This window comes from Acetobacter oryzifermentans (assembly GCF_001628715.1).
Classification (GTDB): Bacteria; Pseudomonadota; Alphaproteobacteria; order Acetobacterales; family Acetobacteraceae; genus Acetobacter; species Acetobacter oryzifermentans.
Genome location: NZ_CP011120.1, coordinates 735,263 through 751,260, shown reverse-complemented (window position 1 = coordinate 751,260; position 15,998 = coordinate 735,263). Strand labels below are relative to the sequence as shown.

The 15,998-nt window shown below is 54.7% G+C and carries 12 protein-coding genes and 1 tRNA gene; 7 read left to right on the top strand and 6 right to left on the bottom strand.

The features are described from left to right. Nucleotides 1-182 precede the first annotated feature (182 nt). The 3 genes from WG31_RS03665 to WG31_RS03655 form a co-directional block, all read right to left on the bottom strand. Nucleotides 183-1,289: an energy transducer TonB gene (locus WG31_RS03665; RefSeq protein ID WP_035354141.1), complete on the bottom strand. Its 1,107-nt coding sequence runs from the start codon at nt 1,287-1,289 to the stop codon at nt 183-185. A gap of 80 nt (nt 1,290-1,369) precedes the next feature. After that, nucleotides 1,370-2,815 carry a type I glutamate--ammonia ligase gene (gene glnA / locus WG31_RS03660; RefSeq protein ID WP_003622499.1) on the bottom strand — a complete coding sequence of 482 codons (1,446 nt, stop codon included), beginning with the start codon at nt 2,813-2,815 and terminating at the stop codon, nt 1,370-1,372. Nucleotides 2,816-2,920: 105 nt separating this feature from the next. After that, nucleotides 2,921-3,259, bottom strand: coding sequence for a P-II family nitrogen regulator (locus WG31_RS03655; protein ID WP_003622497.1), 339 nt, complete (start codon nt 3,257-3,259; stop codon nt 2,921-2,923). A gap of 238 nt (nt 3,260-3,497) precedes the next feature. Here WG31_RS03655 and WG31_RS03650 point away from each other — a divergent pair, with 238 nt between their 5' ends. Both WG31_RS03650 and WG31_RS03645 read left to right on the top strand, forming a co-directional pair. Then, nucleotides 3,498-4,673, top strand: coding sequence for an aminotransferase (locus WG31_RS03650; RefSeq protein WP_063353684.1), 1,176 nt, complete (start codon nt 3,498-3,500; stop codon nt 4,671-4,673). Nucleotides 4,674-4,745: 72 nt separating this feature from the next. Continuing rightward, nucleotides 4,746-4,821: transfer RNA gene (locus tag WG31_RS03645), tRNA-His, on the top strand. Nucleotides 4,822-5,031: 210 nt separating this feature from the next. Here the strand turns inward: WG31_RS03645 and WG31_RS03640 are convergent. After that, entirely contained in the window at nt 5,032-7,149 is a 2,118-nt protein-coding gene (locus tag WG31_RS03640; RefSeq protein ID WP_063353683.1) for a hypothetical protein, read from the bottom strand. 384 nt (nt 7,150-7,533) lie between these two features. On the opposite strand from WG31_RS03640, the gene WG31_RS03635 reads away from it, so the two are divergent. From WG31_RS03635 to WG31_RS03625, 3 genes are all read left to right on the top strand, one after another. Continuing rightward, a complete protein-coding gene (locus WG31_RS03635; protein WP_063353682.1) occupies nt 7,534-8,754 on the top strand; it encodes an NADP-dependent isocitrate dehydrogenase in 1,221 nt (406 codons plus the stop codon). A gap of 164 nt (nt 8,755-8,918) precedes the next feature. Then, nucleotides 8,919-9,935: an NAD(P)/FAD-dependent oxidoreductase gene (locus WG31_RS03630; protein ID WP_063353681.1), complete on the top strand. Its 1,017-nt coding sequence runs from the start codon at nt 8,919-8,921 to the stop codon at nt 9,933-9,935. A gap of 201 nt (nt 9,936-10,136) precedes the next feature. Next, nucleotides 10,137-11,393 (top strand): D-amino acid dehydrogenase, encoded by a 1,257-nt coding sequence (locus WG31_RS03625; RefSeq protein WP_006117143.1) that lies wholly within the window; start codon nt 10,137-10,139, stop codon nt 11,391-11,393. 257 nt (nt 11,394-11,650) lie between these two features. On the opposite strand, the gene WG31_RS03620 is transcribed toward WG31_RS03625, so the two are convergent. After that, nucleotides 11,651-11,959 (bottom strand): hypothetical protein, encoded by a 309-nt coding sequence (locus WG31_RS03620; RefSeq protein WP_063353680.1) that lies wholly within the window; start codon nt 11,957-11,959, stop codon nt 11,651-11,653. Nucleotides 11,960-12,312: 353 nt separating this feature from the next. Beyond that, a complete protein-coding gene (typA, locus tag WG31_RS03615) occupies nt 12,313-14,130 on the bottom strand; it encodes a translational GTPase TypA (RefSeq protein ID WP_063353679.1) in 1,818 nt (605 codons plus the stop codon). Nucleotides 14,131-14,271: 141 nt separating this feature from the next. On the opposite strand from typA, the gene WG31_RS03610 reads away from it, so the two are divergent. Both WG31_RS03610 and WG31_RS03605 read left to right on the top strand, forming a co-directional pair. Next, nucleotides 14,272-14,772 (top strand): hypothetical protein, encoded by a 501-nt coding sequence (locus tag WG31_RS03610; protein ID WP_081461462.1) that lies wholly within the window; start codon nt 14,272-14,274, stop codon nt 14,770-14,772. 64 nt (nt 14,773-14,836) lie between these two features. Beyond that, nucleotides 14,837-15,991 carry an MFS transporter gene (locus WG31_RS03605; protein ID WP_063353678.1) on the top strand — a complete coding sequence of 385 codons (1,155 nt, stop codon included), beginning with the start codon at nt 14,837-14,839 and terminating at the stop codon, nt 15,989-15,991. Nucleotides 15,992-15,998: the final 7 nt, after the last annotated feature.

Genomic DNA, 15,998 nt, shown 5'->3' with positions numbered 1-15,998 from the left:
CACGTTCACATCCAAATTTTTCTGCACAAGAAAAACCGTTTCAGAATAATCAATACAACAGCGCGGCATTGCATCCCAAGAAAATACTGTAAAACACACAAAAAACCGCCTGCATTTTTATAAAACACAGGCGGTTACAGAAGTTTTCACTTCAATACTTTTGGGCTTGATACTTGGACGTATCAGTCCAGCTTAAAGCGCACAGTAAACACATGGCCTTTAACACCATCTGCAACATTGTTACCCGAAAGAGCAAAACGCACCTGCTGCAAATATGTTAGCGCACTTTTTGTAAAATTTGCGCCACCCATGGTTTTAAGCACCACGCAGTTGGTGGGAGCACCTGCCGCAGTAATATCGCACCGCGCCATCACGCGGCCTTCCAGATTTTTGTTTTCTTCCGCTGCCGGGTAAACGGGGGCTGCCGTGTTGATACGGTTAAGCCGCACAGTTTTATCTACGGCAGACATGGCGTTGATAACGGCGTATTCGTCCTTATCTTCCGTGGTATGACGCCAGTTGTACAAGGTTTCCAAACTTCTGGATAAACCTTCTGTGCCATAATTGAGTGTATAAGCTGCTTGGCCCGGCACCTTAACTTTCACGCTCAACCGAGGTGCTTTGGCAATCTCCTGTGCCGTGGCAATTGGCAGAAAGATACCGAACACTTTTTGCGGCGTGTCATTCGCAAACACCAAGGGAAAATTATAGTGCTGCTTGTTTGGCGTATCTGCCTGTAACTGCACAGAAACACCCGCTGTTGGCTGGTTTTTGGGCCACTGCAAGCCCAGCAGGAACCGGCTATATGTTTGGGAATTGAAGGAAAGCGCCGCGGTATCTGCCAGATCCGCCCCTGTAAGCACATACATGCTCATCACCACCAGGCCATTACTTTGCCCATCTGCCGTCAACAGCGGTTGCGTAGGTGCGGGTGCAGGGCGCGAGTAAATAAAGCACGCCTGTAGCGTCTTGGCGTTTTTCAGGCTTTTGGCAATATAATCCTTATCATCCTGCTGAAGCGGCAGTTGCACAGCCAGCTTGCGAATATCCTGCGCACAGTAAACCTCGCCCCATGAGGGAGACAGCGAAGTAACATTGAGCAAGGAAGGCTTATCTGCCGAAAGCGCAGGATTACCTGCACCAGAAGCCGTTGCAGATGCCGGGGGCTGCACCGGCGCAATGGCTTGCGGCGCAGTAGCAACATGCCCACCGGGCACAGAACCAGAAGTTGCACACCCCGCCAGACACAAAAGCCCGAGCGCAGAAAAAATGCGTGTTTTCAATACCATTCAGCAATCCAATACAAAAAAGCGCGGCCCCTAAGGAGCCGCGCCTTTTATTTCCGATATCTTCCCTAAAGGAAAGAAAATCAGACGGAGTAATACATTTCAAATTCAACCGGATGCGGTGTGTGTTCGAAACGGTACACATCATCCCATTTCAGGGTGATGTAGCTTTCGATCTGATCTTTGGTGAACACGCCACCAGCCAGCAGGAACTCATGATCCGCAGCCAGAGCTTCCAGAGCTTCACGCAGGGAGCCAGCAACTGTCGGGATCTGCTTCAGTTCTTCCGGCGGCAGGTCATACAGATCCTTGTCCATGGCATCGCCCGGATGGATCTTGTTTTTAATGCCGTCCATACCAGCCATCAGCATGGCAGCAAATGCCAGATACGGGTTGGCTGTGGGATCTGGGAAGCGCACTTCAACGCGCTTGGCTTTGGGGCTTGTTGCGTACGGAATACGGCACGAAGCAGAACGGTTGCGGGCGGAATATGCCAGCAGCACAGGTGCTTCAAAGCCCGGAATCAGGCGCTTGTAGGAGTTGGTGGATGGGTTGGTGAAGGCGTTCAGCGCCTTGGCGTGCTTGATAATGCCGCCAATGTAATACAGGGCTGTATCGGACAGATCTGCATAACCATTGCCAGCAAATGTGGGCTTGCCGTCTTTCCAGATGGACTGGTGAACGTGCATGCCAGAGCCGTTATCACCATAGATAGGCTTGGGCATGAATGTTGCTGTCTTGCCGTAGGAATTGGCAACATTGTGCACACAGTATTTGTAGATCTGCATGAAGTCTGCTGCGCGCACCAGCGTTTCAAACTTGGTGCCAAGTTCGTGCTGAGACTGCGCCACTTCATGGTGGTGCTTTTCAATCGCCAGACCCATTTCGCCCATAGCGGCCAGCATTTCTGCGCGCAGATCGCTTTCGCTATCCACTGGCGGCACGGGGAAGTAACCACCCTTCACACCCGGACGGTGGCCCATGTTGCCTTCAGGATATTCCTTCAGGGATGCATCGGGGCCTTCAATGCTGTCGAGCTGGTATTTGCCATAGTTCGGGCCGGTGCCAAACAGCACGTTGTCGAAAATGAAGAATTCAGCTTCCGGGCCAAAAAATGCCGTATCACCCAAACCGGAGGACTTGAGGTACTGCTCAGCCAACTTGGCGGTGGAGCGCGGATCGCGGTTGTAAGGCTGCCCGGTGGAAGGTTCAATAATATCGCAGAACAGGATCAGCTGCGGACGAGCAGAGAACGGGTCCATCACTGCGGATGTCGGATCCGGCAGCAGAACCATGTCGCTTTCGTTAATGGCTTTCCACCCGCCGATGGAAGATCCATCAAACATGAAGCCATCGGTAAAGCTATCTTCCTCGATGGTGCTGACATACTGGCATGTATGATGCCACTTGCCCTTTGGGTCCGTAAAACGCAGATCCACCAGTTCCACAGAGTGTTCCTGAATCAGATCAAAAACCTTGGCAATTGCAGCAGCCTTGCTGTCACCCGCCGGAGCTGTTTTCTTTACCATGCTCTCTTCACCTAAGCTTTATCAGCATGCCGCACTTTGCGGGCACGCGGTCTGCGGGAATAATGTACGCGCATCTTAGCGCCCCATACCTACGCATGAAGCGTGTTAGATTGCGTCTTCCCCTCGTTCTCCGGTACGGATTCGCACCACGTCATCCACCGGACTCACGAAAATCTTGCCATCGCCAATGCGGCCTGTGCGGGCCGCTGCGGAAATGGCTTCTACCGCCCGCTCCACCATGGAAGCAGGGCAGACAACTTCAATCTTCATCTTGGGCAGGAAATCAACAATGTATTCCGCGCCGCGATAAAGCTCCGTATGCCCCTTTTGCCGACCGAAACCCTTGGCTTCGATTACGGTAATACCCTGCAATCCAAGCTCATGAAGGGCTTCTTTCACCTCATCCAGCTTGAAGGGCTTGATTATGGCCTCGATCTTCTTCATCGCGCGTCGTCAACACACCATTGTTGTGCCCGTATTTTGGGCCTGTCCGTTCATGATGCCACCCTGCCCCTATAGGCAGAAGGCACCCCATACCGTTACACTTGCACGGCTTGCCCGTGCGGGCAATCAGGCAGATGCAAATTTGTATCGATAAAGCACCAAATCAACTGTTTACGCCAAATGTTTCGGTATCGCGTCTTATTCGCCTCTTTCCGCCAGCGGGGCAAGGAACTTTGTAATGACAAAATTGCTTAACAGGCAGATTGCAAACCAGCCTGTCACTATTTTTACGCTTATGTCCGAGCTGGCGCGCAAGCATAACGCCATCAATCTTGGGCAGGGTTTTCCTGATACGGAAGGCCCGCAAGACATGGTGCAACTGGCCGCAAATGCCTTACTGGATGGGCGCAACCAGTATGCGCCCCTTACAGGCCTGCCAGAACTGCGCGCCGCCGTTGCGGATGCCTCCGCCCGATTCCAGAACATTTCTGTAAATGCCGAATCGGAAGTGGTGGTGACATCTGGCGCTACCGAGGCCCTGGCGGCATCCTTTATGGCGCTGATAGAACCGGGCGATGAAGTGGTGCTGATAGAACCGCTTTACGATACCTACCTGCCTGTTGTGCGCCAGCTTGGCGGCATTCCGCGCCTTGTACGGCTGGAAGCGCCAGATTGGGCGCTCCCGCAAGAGGCCTTAAAAAACGCCTTTAGCCCCCGCACCAAAGCCATTGTGCTGAACACCCCCATGAACCCCACCGGCAAGGTGTTTAACGCTGAGGAGTTGGCCTTTATTGCCGACCTTATACGCCAGCACGATACCTACGCCATTTGCGATGAGGTGTATGAGCACCTTGTGTTTGATGTGCCGCATCTCTCGCTTATGGCCCTACCGGGCATGCGCGAGCGGTGCATTCGTATTGGCAGCGCAGGCAAAAGCTTTTCCTTTACCGGGTGGAAGGTGGGTTACGTTACCGCCCCTGCCCCGCTGGCTGCGGTGGTGGCCAAAGCGCACCAGAACCTTGTGTTTGCCACAGCCCCCAACCTGCAACGTGCCGTGGCCTTTGGGCTGAACAAGGATACCGCCTACTTTACCCAACTGGCGCAGGAGATGGATACAAAACGCCAGATCCTTTCTGCCGGGCTGGCGCGGGTGGGCTTTGGCGTGCTGCCCTGCCAAGGCAGCTACTTTGTGATGGCGGATATTACCCCGCTGGCAAACGGGCTGGATGACATGGCCTTCAGCCGCCTGCTCACAGAACAGGCCGGTGTCACCACCATTCCCGCCTCTGCTTTTTATGATGCGCAAAGTGGCACGCCCCCGCGCAACCTGATTCGCTTTGCCTTTTGCAAGCGTGAGGAGGTGCTGATTGAGGCTGTGGCCCGCCTGGAACAATGGAAAAGCCGCCAGAGCTGATTTTTCTATATAAAAACGCCAGAAGTGATTGACGAACGACGCAGTTTTCTCTAAACGTCCGCTTGCTGTGCGGCGGACGTAGCTCAGCTGGTAGAGCGCCGGTTTGTGGTACCGGTGGTCGCGGGTTCAAGCCCCGTCGTTCGCCCCAGCATTTTTCCCTTGAAATTCAAAATACCTTACGCACAGTACCATACTGCGTGCACGCTGCCGCCTTATGCTTGCATCTGTGCAACTACTCTGCTGGCTTGCTCCTGCTACAACCGGCTGAAGGTTCTGCGGCAGATCTTTCCCTGCGATAAAAACCCGAACAAAAAAGCCGATCAGACCAAGCTGACCGGCTTTTGCCAAAACACCCTAATTAAGCGTTGTCCTGCATAAACTGGCGCAGGTCTTGCTCCGAAACCGCGCCATCGTGTTCCAGCAGCGCATCCTTGCCGCCTACATGGTGGGGCATAATCATAAGCGGCGTGCCCTCATCCATGAAGCGTATCTGCAAGTCATTCCAACGTGGTGCAACAAAGCGAGAATAAGCCTGTGCCAGTGCACACTGATCAATGCACCAGTTGCTTGGATTTTCCGGGCTATATGTCCGCTGAACATAATTGTGCAGATACCGCCCGATCTGGGGCAGAAGTTCCGTTTCCCCAAAATAGGACAGGCCCGCACCAAAGCCCCACGGTTCTCCGGCTATCTGTTTGCCTTCATGATTATACGCATACAGCCGGAACCCGTAATCCGAACCGGATTTGAGTTCCTGCCACAAGGCAGGGAAATCGTGCGGGAAGTAGCCATCGCAATCCGCTGTCAGCACTGGGCAATGCCACTGGCCCACAATATGCGGCAGCATAAGGTAACGGATGCACGTATAGGCGGCCTTGTTCGCATGGTTAAGCTGCCCGTGCGTGAAGGAGACATCCATCCCCCTGTCTTTTTCCGAGAAAAAGGCCACCAGATCCCGCATCAGGGTCAACTGCTCATCCGTTGCCCGGTCCACCCCCAAACAAAGGCGGAAGCGCCCCTGTTCTGGATGAGCCTGACACGCCCGCATTAAAGACATGACAAGCTTGGGCACAAAGCGGAAATACGCACTATCGCACCCAAAAACCAAACAGGCATCTGGGGCATCTGCCTCTGCCCGGCCGGGCACCACACTGGAATGCCAGTTCCAGCCCGCAATGCCCAACTGGTCTGTTACCTGTTGTTCATGCAGGTTATATGCGGCGGCTTCCGGCAGCCATGTGTAAACACCGCAATTGTAATCAACAGCCTTGATACCGGAATCTTTGGAAAGCTTGCGGGCCGTAACGTAATGTGGGTCTGCACTGGCCCGATTCTGATTGAGCCATGCGTAATGGCCTGCCACAACTTGGTTCCAGTATTGCGCCCTGTTCTGGGCTTGATCGGCCTGTACCAGTTGCAGCCGCTCTTCCTGCGTGCTGGCAGAAGCCACTTGCTCAAACTGATATGAATACGCCTGCCGCACATCTTCTGCCCGCAGCATAGAAGCAGGCAAAGGCACCATTAAAAAGTTAAAGGCGGGGTCAAACTCTTCTGTATCCGGCAGTTCCTTCAAGGCAAAAGGCAGCAAAAGCAACGCAGCCTCTCCCTGTGCTGTCCGCTGTACCAGATGTGTGAGCTGTTCGGGTATGGGGGCATCACCAAACCGGCCTTTCAGCGCCAGATTGGCTAAATCTGCGGCCTGCTGGGTCTCACCTTCCCGCAATGCCAGAATAGCGGAAAAGAGATATAAATCTGGCCGAAAATCCTGCAACGCCGCACACAATACCGCCGTGCGCGCCAAACCGAATTGCCCAATTTTGGCGCAATTTTTTGCCAGATCCAACAAACAGCCTGCATCTTCTGGGGCTACAAGCAAACGTTGGCGGGCGGCCTGTGCGGCTTGCACAAATGGGCTTTCACCCATTGCCTTTATCTGCGCCGCCAACGCCACCATAAAGGTTTTTTGCACAGGCAATGGGCTTGGTTGCAGAACACTTTCCGGTTCCCGCCCATCGGAAATAATAATGGCATCACCTTTTTCACGCAGGAAAAGCGTACGCAAATCCCAATTATGCTCGCCAAGGCACAGCTTGAAATAAGAAAACGAAACCCGCTCGGCGGTCTGCTTGCCCGCAATAAGCCATTTCCCCTGCGCCAAACGGGCCAGCAATGGCACATGCTGGCTGAGCACTGGTGCAAAACGCTCCCAATTCTGGTTATGGGGCACCCAACCCAACAGGCCATCTGGTTGGTTCCACATAAACTGCGTACCATTTTTTAAACTTACCAGACCTTTTGCTTCGCCACTTTGTTCAACCTGAGGCCGGATATCTGCAAACCCAAGCAGGCTGTTTCCATCAGCCGATAACTGAACCACGTTCCACTGCGGAGAAACGGCCTGTGCAACCGGAATACCCATAAGATAAAAATCACGATGTGCCAGAATGTGCCCGTGAAATGATATAAAAGAAAACATGCCTCAGCTTACCCCGGCTGCCCGTTCCATATGCGGAATCATGATTTTGGCTGACACTTGCATACAGGCGGCCAGCCATTTTCCTTAATGATGCACATAGTTAGCATAACATCTCCCGCGCGGGCACCTCTTGAGCGGTATGGGATAATCCGCCATCCCAACCCTGACATGTTTGTGATAACAGGGCCTACCCCGCAAAAAACAAAGATTTTTGCCCGCGCATAAGCGCCATTGCGCCTGATAGCGGCAGTTCTGTCCTGATCGTGAACAGCGCTGTGTTGCATCCCCGCTTATGGTCTCAATTCGCGCACTGCATGATGCCTATGCGTATTCCGCATCTGCGCGCAACGAATGCAAGACACTCTTCGAATCGGATGCAGTATTATGGCTAAAATCAAGGTCAAGAACCCGGTGGTGGAAATGGACGGGGATGAAATGACCCGTATCATCTGGCACTTCATTCGTGAGCGCCTGATTCTGCCCTATCTGGATATTGACCTGAAATATTACGATCTGGGCATAGAAAACCGCGATGCCACGGATGACAAGGTAACAGTAGAAGCCGCAGAAGCCACCAAGCGCTACGGCGTGGCCGTAAAATGCGCCACCATCACCCCGGATGAAGCACGGGTGAAGGAATTTGGGCTGAAAAAAATGTGGCGTTCACCCAACGGCACCATCCGCAACATTCTGGATGGCACCATCTTCCGTGAACCCATTATCTGCTCCAACGTGCCGCGCCTTGTGCCGCACTGGACAAAGCCAATCGTGATCGGCCGCCATGCCTATGGGGATATCTATCGCGCTGCGGAAACCAAAATTCCCGGCCCAGGCAAGGTGACGCTCAACTACATTCCCGAAGATGGCGGTGCGCCCATTACGCTGGATGTGCATGACTTCAAAGGCCCCGGTGTGGCGCTGGGCATGCACAATACCCGCGCCTCTATTGAAGGGTTTGCCCGTGCCTCTCTCGCTTATGGGCGAGACCGCAAGCTGCCAGTGTATCTGTCCACCAAAAACACCATCCTGAAAGCCTATGATGGCATGTTCAAGGATGTGTTTCAGGAAGTGTACGAAAAGGAATTCAAGGCCGAGTTTGAAAAGCTGGGCCTCACCTACGAACACCGCCTGATTGATGACATGGTGGCCAGCGCCCTTAAATGGCCGGGCGGTTATGTATGGGCCTGCAAAAACTACGATGGCGATGTGGAAAGTGACATTGTGGCACAAGGCTTTGGCAGCCTTGGGCTGATGACATCCGTGCTGCTGAACCCCACGGGCGATGTGGTGGAATCCGAAGCCGCGCATGGCACCGTAACGCGCCATTACCGTGAGCACCAGAAAGGCAAGCCCACCAGCACCAACCCCATTGCCTCCATTTTTGCATGGACACGCGGGCTAGCTTATCGCGGTCGCTTTGATGATACGCCAGACGTTGTGCACTTTGCCGATACGCTGGAAAAAGTGTGCGTGGATACAGTTGAAGGCGGGCAGATGACCAAGGATCTGGCACTGTTGGTTGGCAACGGCACCAAATGGCTGGACACGCAGCCTTTCCTTGATGTGCTGGATGAAAAACTCAAGCAGGCTTTAACCAAAGGCTAAGCTTTCTGCCGCACATCTTTATTGTTTTGTCATATCTGCGTACCCCGAAGCAATTTTTTGCTTCGGGGTGTTGCTTATTCTAGGCCATTGCGCACCAGCCCGTGCTGGCGCAAAACAGAAACTGTATTTTAATGTAACCAGATAAGGGAGCATCACGCCACGCCATGACTGATACGCCAGCAGAAACAGACGTAGCCATAATTGGCGCTGGCCCAGCCGGGCTTTTTGCCGCTTTTCAGTGCGCCATGCTGCGGCTGAACTGTGTATTGATTGATGTGCTGCCAGAAGTAGGCGGCCAATGCGCGGCCCTGTATCCGGAAAAGCCAATTTACGATATTCCCGCCTGCCCCGCTGTAGAAGGTGCGCAGCTTATTGCCCGGCTGGAAGAACAGATTGCCCCGTTTAACATCCCACGCCTGCTAAAACACCGGGTAGAAAGCCTTACAGGCAACCGGGGCAACTTTACACTGGGCACCAACCAAGGCACCACGCTAAAAGCCAAGGCCATTATTATTGCCGCTGGTGCGGGGGCATTTGGCCCCAACCGTCCGCCGCTGGATGGTTTGGAAGCGTTTGAAGATACTGGGGCCGTGCAATATTATGTACGCCGCAAAGCCGATTTTGCAGGCCGTCGTATTGTTATTGCAGGCGGTGGCGATTCCGCGCTGGATTGGGCGCTTTCCCTAAAAGACAACGCCGAAAAGCTCTACCTCGTGCATCGGCGGGACAGGTTCCGGGGTGCGCCAGAAAGCCTGCGCCAGTTGGAAGAGGCTGTAGCTGCCGGGCAGATTGAAAAGGTTGTGCCCTATCAGCTTCATGCCCTGCACGGCCAGAATGGCGCGCTAAACGGTGTAGAAGTAGCAGATCTGGATGGGGCCACCCGTATGCTGGAAGCCGATGTGCTGCTGCCTTTCTTTGGGCTGGCAACAGATCTGGGGCCTGTAGCGCGGTGGGGGATGGATACCATGCGCTCGACTATTCCCGTCACACCTTCCAGTTGTGAAACCAGCCTGCCGGGCGTGTTTGCCGTAGGCGATGTGGCCACCTACCCCGGCAAGCTCAAGCTGATTTTGCAAGGGTTTAGCGAAGCCGCCATGGCCGCCCATGCCATTTACCCCATTGTAAACCCGGATCAGGCACTGCACTTTGAATATTCCACCAGCAAAGGCGTGCCTGCCTAAAACCAACATCCTTATGGCGGCATGGCTCAAACTGGGCGCAACATGCCGCCGTTTTTTTAAATCATTTTTTGCTCAGCCCCACTTACGCATACCTCCTTACAGTGTGCGCCATGACCGTTTCCTTACAGGTTCTGGCGTGGTGGGGCGCAGCAAGCTATGGTGGCCGCCTGATCTATTTACCTTTTTTGTAAGGATAAAACCGTGCAAGTCATCATTCTCGGCGCTGGCGTTATCGGGGTGACATCGGCCTGGTATCTGGCCAGCCTTGGGCATGAAGTCACGGTTATAGACCGCCAGCCCGCCTCAGCGCTTGAAACATCGTTTGCAAATGCGGGGCAGGTTTCACCGGGGTATTCCACACCTTGGGCTTCTCCCAGCCTGCCACTTCAGGCAGCCAAGTGGATGCTGCACCCCAAAACCAGCCCGCTGGTTATTCGCAAACGGTTTGATCTGGCCATGCTGCGCTGGATGGAACAGCTTTTAAAAAACTGTAACGCCCATGCGTATGACATCAACAAATCCCGCATGTTGCGCATTGCCGAATACAGCCGCGATTGTCTGGATGCCCTGCGTGCAGAAACCGGCATTACGTATGATGACAGACAGCGCGGGCTGATCCAGCTTTTCCGCACCAACAAACAAATAGATACCGCCCAGCACGATATGCGCCTGCTGGCAGAAGCCAACATTCCGCACCAGCTTTTGGCGGTGGATCAGGTTCTGGAGCACGAACCCGGCCTTGCCCATGCCAAACATCTGCTCACGGGTGGGCTGTTCCTGCCCGGTGATGAATCGGGCGATGCGCATGTTTTTACCCAAAGATTGGCCCGCATGGCGGAGGCCAAGGGGGTAAAATTTGTGTATAACACCACCATTCTGGGGCTGGATGCCGCAGCGGACAAAATTATGTCTGTGCGCACCAGTGCTGGGCACTTCCGGGCCGATGCCTATATTGTGGCCATGGGCAGCTATAGCCCGCTGCTGCTGCACCCGTTGCGCGTGCATCTGCCGGTTTACCCCGTAAAAGGCTATTCCCTCACCCTGCCCCTTACGGATGAAACCCACGCCCCCATGTCCACCGTAAATGATACATCTTACAAGCTGGCCATTACGCGGCTTGGCAACCGTATCCGGGTAGGTGGCACGGCGGAGCTAACGGGTTACAGCCAGAAGCTCAGCCCAGACCGGCGTGAAACTTTGGAACTTTCTTTTTCAGAACTGTTTGGTGGGGGAGATCTTTCCGCCGCAACATATTGGACAGGCCTGCGCCCCTGCACGCCAGATGGCACCCCCGTTATTGGCCCTGTGCCCAATTTTAAAAACCTGTGGCTCAACACCGGCCACGGTACGCTGGGCTGGACAATGGCCTGTGGTTCTGGCCGCCTGATTGCAGACCTTGTGCATGGCAAAAAGCCCGATATTCCGGCGCTGGATCTTTCCATCAGCCGGTATAACTAAGCGCACACCGCGCTTATGCGCCACTGCGGCGCAAACCCCGCTGGCAGCAAGCTGAATACGCATGGGCTGGCCCCCATAAAGCTGCCTGCACGCCATGCTGATAATCTAGCCCATTCCTAAAAAACACCCTTTGCATAGCACACAAAAAAGGCCGCGGTGGCAGATACCACCAGCGGCCTTTTTGTATTCCGCAGCTTTACGCCACAGCAGGCAGGGTGCACCACGCCTGTAACGCAGTGCCCCTTTCTACCGGGTGATTACTGAGCAGATTCGGAAGAAGAAGAGTCAGCAGTTGCGGCCTTCTTTTTGCCGTGGTGCTTGCCACCTTTGTGCTTGCCTTTGTGGCCTTTGTGCTTGCCCTTATGAGTAGCTGCACCTTTGCCTTCTTCGGTTGTTTTACCAGCTTCTTCAGCAGCCGGAGCAGCACCTTCTGGGGCCGGAGCGCCAGCTTCTGGGGCGGCGGCAGCAGCCGGAGCCGGAGGAGCAGCTTCCTGAGCGAAGGAAGGAGCAGCAACACCCAGCAGGGCAACGGTGGACAGAGCCGCAAGCAGACGACGAGAAATCATAAAATATCTCCAAAAACCTGTGGTCCAATCCGCCTCATGCAGGACAACCCCGCATCCAGCACATAGACCGGTTTATGTGTTGATTATTATCACGGCAGAAGCATAGCGTCTTGAGCTAAAATTTGTGCAATCTTTGCACATATCATCGCCCCGCCACTTGACAGCCGTAAACCAGCCATATTGGCGCTGGTAAAACCTAAAAAACCGCCCGGTAACAGGCGGTTTTTATAGAAAAAAGCACTTTAAACGCTCTGTATGTGACAAAATGATGTAACCGAAAAAAATACACCCACACCACAAACGCGCCACACTTACAGGCTGCCCAAACGCTGGGCAGCCCACAAGTTACAGAATCAGTCTGCTTTTTTGCCACGCTTCTTGCGTTCGTTCGGGTCCAGATACCGCTTACGCAGACGGATGGCAGATGGCGTTACTTCCACCAGTTCATCGTCTTCAATGTAAGCAATTGCCTGTTCCAAAGACATACGGCGCGGCGGGGTCAGCAGCAGGGCTTCGTCCTTACCGGCAGCACGCATGTTGGTCAGCTTCTTTTCACGGATCGGGTTTACTTCCAGATCATTCTCACGCGAATGCTCGCCAATGATCATGCCCTGATAAACCGTTTCACCCGCATCTACGAACAGCGTGCCACGATCTTGCAATGAGAACAGGGAATACTGGGTGGTTGCCCCGTTTTCCGCAGAGATCAGAGACCCGTTGCGGCGGCCTTCCACGGTGCCTGCATAAGGCCCGTAGTGGGAATACAGACGGTTCATAATACCCGTGCCGCGCGTGTCGGTCAGGAACTCACCATGATAGCCGATCAGCCCGCGGGATGGGATGATAAACGTCAGGCGCACCTTGTCACCACCAGAGGGGCGCATGTCCTGCATCTGGCCTTTGCGGAGGGACATCTTTTCCACCACAACGCCGGAATAGGGTTCGTCCACATCAATGGTGACTTCTTCGTAAGGCTCTTCGCGCTCACCCGTTTCTTCATTGGTGCGGAACAGCACGCGCGGGCGGCCGATTGTCAGCTCAAAGCCTTCACGGCGCATGGTTTCAATCAGCACACCAAGCTGAAGTTCGCCACGGCCAGCCACTTCAAACGCTTCACTTTCCGGGCTGTCTGTGACGCGAATAGCAATATTGCTTTCGATTTCCTTGAACAGGCGGTCACGAATCTGGCGAGACGTTACCTTCTTACCTTCACGGCCGCCCAGTGGGCCATCGTTCAGGCGGAAGGTCATGGACAGTGTTGGCGGATCAACCGGAATAGCTTCCAGCGGGGCGTCTACTTCCGGAGCAGCAATGGTGTCTGGAATAGTGGCTTCGGACAAACCAGCCACGGCCACAATGTCCCCTGCTTCCACTTCTTCCACACCCACGCGGTCCAGACCACGGAAGGAAAGCAGCTTGGTCAGGCGGCCTGTTTCCACCACGGAGCCATCGGCCCGCAGCACCTTAACAGGCATGTTCACCTTGGCGCGGCCCTGTTCCACACGGCCTGTCAGCACGCGGCCCAGAAAGTTGTCACTTTCCAGAATTGTGGCTGTCATGGCGAAAGGCTTGTTTTTGTCCAGATTCGGGGCGGGCACATGGCGCAGGATCAGATCGAACATCGGGCTCAGATCTTTACGTGCACCATCCAGCGTTTCATCTGCCCAGCCCTGACGGCCAGAAGCAAACAGCATCGGGAAGTCAAGCTGTTCATCATTTGCGCCAAGGGCTGCAAACAGATCAAAAATTTCGTTGTGCACTTCATCGGGGCGGGCATCGCCACGGTCAATCTTGTTCACAACCACAATGGGCTTCAGGCCACGGGCCAGTGCCTTGCCAACCACAAACTTGGTTTGCGGCAGCGCACCTTCGGCGGAGTCCACCAGCACAATGGCGCCATCCACCATGCTCAGAATACGTTCCACTTCCCCGCCGAAGTCGGCGTGTCCGGGTGTATCAATAATGTTGATACGGGTATTGTTCCAGACAACGGAAGTGCACTTGGCAAGAATGGTAATGCCACGTTCGCGTTCCAGATCGTTGCTGTCCATTGCGCGTTCGGCAACGTGCTGGTTTTCGCGGAACGAACCCGACTGCTTGAGCAGTTCGTCAACCAGAGTCGTCTTGCCGTGGTCAACGTGGGCAATGATGGCGATATTGCGGATATCCATGTAAAGGCCTGATATTCCCTGCGGGCCACGCCACCGCTTTCTGCCTGAAAGGGTGGAGGATGGCTTTGCTAGTGTTTGCTTGGGCAGACAAATAGCCGCCCGCGCGCAGGAATGCACGCAAAATCCTCACCAGTGCGTATCATGGCTGCCACCGGGGGTGGCCGCACAAGGGCCGCACAGCTTGCATTTACCCCCTTATGGTGGTGTGCTTCCGGCCTTGGAACACATTATATTGAAAGGGTTTTTAGCATGGATATTCAGGCCATAGATCAAACTTACAACCAGTTTCAGGCACAGGCCCAACAATCTGCCACGGCTCTGCAAACACTGTGCGGCAAAATGCAAACCGCTGCCGATGGCGGGGATATGCAGGCGCGTGAATGGTTGCTGGATCTGAAAGAACTGGCCCTTTCCCTGCGGGATGAGCAATCTCAGATTATCAATTTGCTTCAGGCTTTGCACACGGCCCTTGCCACGCAGGTGCAGCAGAATGTGGCCCCGCCGCAGCCCTCTGCCCTAAGTTCCGTTAAGCCGGAAGTAGAAAATGTGCTGGATGATGTCATTAACTCCGGCTTTGCGCATTCCTTGGCATCTGGCGCGGGTTTTGGCATTGGCAACACGCTTATCAATAAACTGTTCTAAATACGCGCACGCCTAAGGGCGTGAAGGCTGGCTCCGGCGCACGCAACCCGCTACAAGCCAGCCTATGCTGCTTCACCCTCCTGTGCGCTCTATTGTCAGCGCCGTCCCTACTCTTTCCCTTACTGTTGTAGGGCTAATGTTTGGGCTGGTTATGGGGCTTTGTGCACCCCTGTTTACGCTGGAAATGGTGGATCTGGGGTTTGGCACCGGCATGATTGCCGCCAACACCATGATGCACGCTATCGGCTCCTTGGCCATTGCGCCATTTATTCCGCGCATCAGCATAGCTTTAGGCCCCAAACGGGCTGTTACGCTGGCTTTGCTAACAAGCGCGGCCACGCTGGCCCTTTTTCCGCTGTTGCCGTCCATCTGGGTATGGTTTGGCCTGCGCGCCGTGCTGGGGGCCGCGTGCGAGATTATTCTGGTGCTTTCTGAAAGCTGGCTGAACCAGATTACGCCAGACCACGCCAGAGGCCGCGTGATGGGGCTTTACAGCACGCTGCTTTCCGTTGGCATTGCCGCAGGCCCTGCCTTGCTAACGGTAACAGGCCGCACCAGCGCCCTGCCCTTTGCCTGCGCCAGTATTGCCCTTTTGGTTACCACCTGTTTGGTTGCCGCGCCGTGGCTGCCACATCCGCAGCTTACACCCCCGCAACGCCCCAGCCTGCTGCGCTACCTGCCTTTGGCCCCCATAGTCATTGCCGCCACGTTGCTGATTGCCATGCTGGATTCGGCAGCCACCTCTTTTCTGGCCCTCTACGCCATGCACTCCGGGTGGTCAGAACATGCGGCCACGCTGTTGCTGAGCATCATGCTGCTGGGGGCCACGGCGTTTCAGATTCCCATTGGTTGGATAGGAGACCGCACAAGCCGCCGCTGGCTTCTGGTCTCATTAGCTGGGTTGGCTGCGGGGGGCGCGTTGTTGTGGCCGGTCGCCATTCACCACATTGGGTTTGCCTATGTGTTGCTGTTTGCGTGGGATGGCGTGTTTGCCAGTATTTACACAGTAGCCATGTCTGTGGTGGGAGACCGCTATAAAGGGGGCGATCTGATAGCCATTTACACCCTCAGTTCCCTGGCATGGGGCGCGGGGGCGTTTGTTGGGCCTGCGCTGGCGGCCAGTTCCATGGCGATAACCCCAGATGGCTTGGCATGGTTTGCCGCCGCTGCCTGCGCGCTGTTTGGCCTGCTGCCCTTACTGCTGAAAAAAAGCGCTTAGCCCCTCT

What these genes read in the sequence shown, in the direction of transcription:
- WG31_RS03665 (WP_035354141.1), bottom strand. Translation starts at nt 1,289, where the DNA reads ATGGTATTGAAAACACGCATTTTTTCTGCGCTCGGGCTTTTGTGTCTG.
- glnA (WP_003622499.1), bottom strand. Translation starts at nt 2,815, where the DNA reads ATGGTAAAGAAAACAGCTCCGGCGGGTGACAGCAAGGCTGCTGCAATT.
- WG31_RS03655 (WP_003622497.1), bottom strand. Translation starts at nt 3,259, where the DNA reads ATGAAGAAGATCGAGGCCATAATCAAGCCCTTCAAGCTGGATGAGGTG.
- WG31_RS03650 (WP_063353684.1), top strand. Translation starts at nt 3,498, where the DNA reads ATGACAAAATTGCTTAACAGGCAGATTGCAAACCAGCCTGTCACTATT.
- WG31_RS03640 (WP_063353683.1), bottom strand. Translation starts at nt 7,149, where the DNA reads ATGTTTTCTTTTATATCATTTCACGGGCACATTCTGGCACATCGTGAT.
- WG31_RS03635 (WP_063353682.1), top strand. Translation starts at nt 7,534, where the DNA reads ATGGCTAAAATCAAGGTCAAGAACCCGGTGGTGGAAATGGACGGGGAT.
- WG31_RS03630 (WP_063353681.1), top strand. Translation starts at nt 8,919, where the DNA reads ATGACTGATACGCCAGCAGAAACAGACGTAGCCATAATTGGCGCTGGC.
- WG31_RS03620 (WP_063353680.1), bottom strand. Translation starts at nt 11,959, where the DNA reads ATGATTTCTCGTCGTCTGCTTGCGGCTCTGTCCACCGTTGCCCTGCTG.
- typA (WP_063353679.1), bottom strand. Translation starts at nt 14,130, where the DNA reads ATGGATATCCGCAATATCGCCATCATTGCCCACGTTGACCACGGCAAG.
- WG31_RS03610 (WP_081461462.1), top strand. Translation starts at nt 14,272, where the DNA reads ATGGCTGCCACCGGGGGTGGCCGCACAAGGGCCGCACAGCTTGCATTT.
- WG31_RS03605 (WP_063353678.1), top strand. Translation starts at nt 14,837, where the DNA reads ATGCTGCTTCACCCTCCTGTGCGCTCTATTGTCAGCGCCGTCCCTACT.